This is a genomic window from Dyadobacter sp. (assembly GCF_051859145.1).
Taxonomy (GTDB): domain Bacteria; phylum Bacteroidota; class Bacteroidia; order Cytophagales; family Spirosomataceae; genus Dyadobacter.
The window spans coordinates 1-5,704 of sequence record NZ_JBHYGF010000479.1 but is presented as its reverse complement, the minus strand read 5'-3'; the positions used below and the strand labels follow the sequence as shown (position 1 = coordinate 5,704).

The window sequence follows — 5,704 nt, the reverse complement described above, 5'->3', positions numbered from 1 at the left end:
GACATTTGTGAGTGTTTCAACCGTGAGCCTGCCTGTCGCATTTGGATTTGGAAATGCTACAAAGCCCGGGTTTTTGGTATCAACATAAAATGTAAATGGAGCCGAGAAGTCAGAAAAGCAGGTAAGCGTAGGGCTATAAACAATGGTGTTATTAACCACGTAACTGCCGGACCGGATTGCTTTCAGCGTCGCGCTGTTTTCAGTCAATGTGATTTCGTTAAACTTCCAAACGTGATCACCTTCATTCAGGTTGTTTTCTGCAAACAATGTAAATGGGCCGATTTGCCTGATTTCAGGTGCACTTGGCGAAGGTTTTACTTCGATAGCAACAGCAGCTGAATAGGGTGAGTAGCAACCCTGCTCGTCTTTTACCCGCGCCGCATAGCTACCTGACTTGAAAACTGATATTTCCGGACCTTCTTCCTCGTTGTTCCAAAAGAATAAACTTCCGTTTCTTGCCTGCAATGTAATTGTATCCCCATCGCAGAAAGTAGTTGCACTAAGTGCCTGTACAATCGGGGAAGGTGGTAACGTAAGCGTGTTCGTAGTAATCTGGTTACTTGGATCCGAGTAGCATTGGAATTCATTGATCGTCTGAACGGAATAAGTACCAGCTTGTGTCACCTTCAATGTTTGGGTTGCAGCGCCATTGCTCCACAGAAATCCTGCTGCCTGTGTTGATTGCAGGTTTACACTCAGGTCTGCACAGAAGGTAGTCAGGCCGTCGGCTTTGATCACCGGAGTTGGAGGTAATGGATTTTTTACGACACGCACAACTGCAGATACCGGGGACACGCACCCTTTCTCATCCTTTGCCGCGATCGTGAAGTTTCCGGACTCCCGGATTTCAATGTCGCGTCCATTTTCACCATTGCTCCACAAGTATGAAAATGCCTCGCTGCTTCTTAGTGTGGTAAAATCACGTTCACAGAAAGTTGTTGGTCGGAGTGCTGTGATCTGTGGGGTACCTGGCAGCGGATTAACTTTTACAGATATTGCGTCCGAAATAGATTCACATCCATTTGCATCACGCTGTTTCAATGTAAAATTTCCGGTTGTTGTAACAGAAATGGACTTGGTTGTTGCCTCGGTACTCCAGATGTTTCCGGTTTCGTAGCTGGATGTTAATGCAACATTTCCACCTGCACAGAATTCGGTATCGCCGCTCAGAGCTATGGCAGGCTTTGCTGGCAGTGGATTTACTTTCACATCAATTGCATCTGAAGCAGGAGAGTAGCAGCCTACTTCGTCCAGTGCCCGCACCGTATATGCACCTGATGATCTGACCACGATACTGGACTCCTGGCCACCATTAGACCAAACATTCTTTTCCTTTGAATCGGAAGTTAATTTTACCTCGCCACCATCACAAAAGGTAATTGCACCAGCCGCAGCGATCTTTGGTTTTGCCGGAAGTGGGGAGTTCAAAACTTTCATGTTGATTCTATCCGAAGAGGCTTCGCAACCGTATACGTTCGTTGTTGTTACGAAATAGTCGCCGCCGGTGGTCACATTCAGGCGGTCACCTACAAATCCATTGTTCCACTTTGTATTTTCAGAAGTGCTTGCGATCAATACCGCTGTATTTCCCAGGCATACCGGGTTGCTCCCTTCGATCGAAATGGTCGGCTGGTTTGGTTGAATACTTTCGTAAACGCGGATTTCGGGCGAGTAGATAAAGTTTCCGCGTCCATCTCTCGCATAGGCGCGGTAGCTGCCATTCCCAACCTGGATACTGTTGGAATTCTGTCCGTTGTTCCAGTTAAACGAATTAAGGTTGTCGTTTTCAACACTCAGCGTAAGATTCCCATTTCCTGCACAAGAGCCGTTTATACGCATTGGACTCTCACCCTTATAAGGTTCCGAATTGGCGAAAAAGTTATCATTCAGCTGCTGAGCCCAGGCATCGGCAAGCTGTGATAATCCTTCGTTCATGAAGTGCACGCCCTCAGGATCAATGCGTGGAGTCTGGATCTGGTCAGTAGAAGGTCCTTCAAATACCTGGTTAACGTTGTTGATTACCCTGCGTTGACCCTCTATTACCCGCTGATCTATTCCGTTCCTGTTGTTGTAAGATGTAAGTGAAACAACCCACGATATATTGTGCCCTGATTCATTTCTGATGCTTTCAATAACCGTCTTAAGATCATTTGCGTAGCTGTCTGTCGATGTATTTATATCATTGTCAGCTTCTCCCTGCAACCATAAAACGCTTCTCAGTCCGGTTATCGGGGCGTACCGTTGCACAACTGAGCGCATGTTTCCGTAAGGCATTCCGCTGGGTTCAATGGGAACTCCGGTATAAACTGAGTATCCGGTTCCGTTAATGCTTTCACGCCACGTTTTTACCGCGGTACCATACCAGCCTGCATTATAAAATAGGATTGGTACATTAAGGCGGGCAGCCAGATTGTCGCCCAGCTTACCCCAGCACCAGGCAGAGAAGCCACGGGGAGCAATTTCAGAATCGGCACCCAACTGTTCAAAATGCGGGTAAGGTAGATCTTCGTAAAGCCGGGGAGGTTCTGTATTGTTGTACCGGATGCAGTTTACACGATCATCCTGAGCACCTTGTGCGCCCATATTCTGGTAACCTTGTGAATTGGACTGTCCTGCGATAAGAAAAACTTCTCCCACACCAACGTGGTCAATCCGCGATGAACCAATAATCTGGTCACCCTTCCAGGCTCGTACTTCCAGAATGTACCAGCCTCCATTCGCGTTCAAGCTGCCTGAGTAGAAACCGCCTTTTGGATCAGACTTAATGGTTTTCCAATCATCTCTGGAGCCTGGTCCGTCGTTCCGCGGGGTCAGCTTCGCTTCTATTCTATCAACAACTTTTGTATAACTTCCTGAAATATAAATAGTCGCCGAGTTGTTTTTATCGCGTTGAAAGACCAGGCGGTCTGACGGATAATCGATGCTTATTTGTCCGAAAGTATTGAATGATAAAAAGATAAATCCTACCCAGATAAAGTATGGTAGATAGTGTTTCATAGTGGCTGTATATTCTATTACGTAACTAACCGGACACACAAGATGCGTCAGTTGGTTGCTTGTTTCAAGAAATTATTATTTTACGGAAAACGGCGAATTGATCATCTCCCATATTTTGTCTTTCAATTGTTCAATTCCTTCTTGGGTTATTGCAGAAATCAAAATAGTAGGAATGTTTTGAGGGAGTAGGTGTTTCAGACTGGCTTTTTCTTCGTCTGTCAGGACGTCGGTTTTGGAAATGGCAAGAATGCGGTTTTTGTCTAGAAGGGAGGGATTGTAAATCTTCAATTCTTGCAGTAAGGTCTGGTACTCAGCATTAATATCCTCGCTGTCAGCCGGTACCAGGAACAGTAGGATGGAGTTTCTTTCAATGTGGCGGAGGAAGCGTAGTCCCAGACCTTTGCCCTGCGAGGCGCCTTCGATAATGCCCGGAATGTCGGCCATTACAAAGGATTTATAGTCGCGGTAAGACACTACACCAAGGTTCGGGACCAGCGTAGTAAAGGGATAATCGGCGATTTCAGGTCGTGCGGCGGAAACAACCGAAAGCAATGTCGATTTTCCTGCATTTGGAAAGCCTACCAGACCTACGTCTGCAAGCACTTTAAGTTCGAGGATAACCCACGCTTCCAGTCCGGGTTCTCCTGGTTGCGCGTGCTGCGGAGTCTGATTTGTAGCGGATTTAAAATGATCATTGCCCATTCCACCGCGCCCGCCTCTGAGCAGGATTACTTCTTGTCCGTCTTCGGTAATTTCAAATAGCTCTTCACCCGTTTCGCCGTTTTTGGCGATAGTACCAAGCGGAACTTCGAGTATAATATCTTTCCCGATTGCGCCTGTCCTTCTTCCGCCTTCACCACCTTTTCCGTCAAAAGCTTTCACGTGCTTGGTGTATTTCAGGTGAAGCAATGTCCAGAGCTGTGCATTGCCTTTCAGGATCACGTGGCCGCCTCTGCCGCCGTCACCACCGTCCGGACCGCCTTTTTCGACGTGCTTTTCACGCCTGAAATGAAGAGAACCAGCTCCGCCTGCGCCGGATTTGGCATTTATTTTTACGTAGTCAATGAAGTTGGAGGAGGCCATGTGTAGTATAGTGTAAATTCAGAACGGTTACTGCAGACTTGAAATGCTGGCAGTGATCTCACTGAAAATGTGCTCGATCTCACCAATTCCGTCTATGGCTACAAACTTACCTTGTTCCTGGTAGTAATCTGCCACAGGTCTTGTTTTATTATTGTACTCCTGGATACGCTTGCTGATCAGCTCTACATTCTGATCATCAGGACGACCCGAAGTTTTGCCTCTGTTCAAAAGTCGGGCAAGCAGCTCATCGTCACTTACCGACAATGCGACCATCACAGAAATGCTTTCATCGTAAGTAGCCAACAGCTGATCAAGTGCTTCTGCCTGCTTCACAGTCCGCGGAAATCCGTCGAAAATAAACCCTGCTGCGTCTTTATGTTCTCTCAGCTTATTATCAATCATTCCGATCACCACTTCATCAGGAACCAGAATCCCCTGATCCATTAACGTCTTGGCTCTCAGCCCCAATTCGGATCCCGCCTGTATCTCGGAACGGAGTAAGTCGCCGGTTGAAAGGTGGATCAGATTGTACTTGGCAATGATTTTTTCACTCTGGGTACCTTTGCCCGCACCGGGAGGGCCAAACAGTATAAGATTCAGCATATTGCTCTGGAAATTGATGTCGCAGTCTGTGGTGATATTCGGCAAATTTACAATTCTTACTAAATGTCAGCCTAATTGTCCAATAAATTTTACAAATAAAAAATCCCCTCAACGGTTATTTTGAGGGGATTACAGGGGCAATCAAGAATTTCAGTGAACCACAATCCGCTTTACGGCACCGTCTTCATTTTGTACAACCGTGACAAACAGGGTACCCTTCGTGTTCTTTTTCAGCTCTACCTGGCCTACAAATTCACCTTCAAAATCTTTGATCTCCTTGCTGCCAACTTCTTTGCCCCGGGTATCTGTTACCATCACTTTTACGTCGCCTTTTACCGGTACGTCAAAGCGCAAATTGATTGTTCCATTATCAGGATTATTGGCATAAACCTGCAACGCACGTACGCTGGCTGGTTTGGCAGACCCTTTCTCCCATACGTTGCCCATGCTTTTTCCAAAATCTTCCATATCCCGCATGAAGATCTTCGCTTTAGGTCCTACCGACCGTTCGAATGTGCGGAACTGATCCCGGAGCTTCTCGGAGTCGAAATCATAAGAGAAATCCTTATTCCAGTTAAAGGCCAGTGGCTCCCGCTCGTCGCGATAGTCAATGATTGTTTTCCTGCGCTTCTTTGTAATCGTATGATCGGCTCCGTCGTCCATGGTGATGGAGATTGTTTGTTTTTTCTTGTTATCAACATTCAGGGAGTCTAGTACTTTTTCGACAAACCTGTCTTTTTCGTCCCGGGTCATTGGGCCAACTTCATAGTCTTTTTCAATCTTCTTCATTTTACCATTTTCATCTTCGGTAACCTGAATGTGAATACGCGACTTCCGGGCTTTCTCCTCCTGCTTTTGATCGTCGTCAGATTGAGCGTATGAAGTATTCGCAGCCAGAGCAGAAATTACCAACATGGAAAGGGTAAGCTTTTGCATAAAAACAGCTTTCATAGGTTGCATTTGGTTATGTGTATGAATGGATTATACGCATATAAGGAACAGGATTTAGCCGGTGTTAAAT

The 5,704-nt window shown here is 46.3% G+C and carries 4 protein-coding genes; all 4 read right to left on the bottom strand.

Features of this window, described 5'->3' with window-relative positions:
* Positions 1-2,997: sialate O-acetylesterase (locus ACTIE6_RS22335; RefSeq protein WP_439558736.1), on the bottom strand; the 2,997-nt coding region annotated here is incomplete at its 3' end.
* Positions 2,998-3,072: 75 nt separating this feature from the next.
* Positions 3,073-4,080 carry a GTPase ObgE gene (obgE, locus tag ACTIE6_RS22330; RefSeq protein ID WP_439558735.1) on the bottom strand — a complete coding sequence of 336 codons (1,008 nt, stop codon included), beginning with the start codon at positions 4,078-4,080 and terminating at the stop codon, positions 3,073-3,075.
* Between the two features lie 27 nt (positions 4,081-4,107).
* Positions 4,108-4,683, bottom strand: a complete 576-nt coding sequence (locus tag ACTIE6_RS22325) for an adenylate kinase (protein ID WP_439558734.1) — start codon at positions 4,681-4,683, stop codon at positions 4,108-4,110.
* A 150-nt stretch (positions 4,684-4,833) separates the two neighbouring features.
* On the bottom strand, positions 4,834-5,634 hold the full coding sequence (locus ACTIE6_RS22320; protein ID WP_439558733.1) for a T9SS type A sorting domain-containing protein: 801 nt from the start codon (positions 5,632-5,634) through the stop codon (positions 4,834-4,836).
* Positions 5,635-5,704 lie beyond the last annotated feature (70 nt).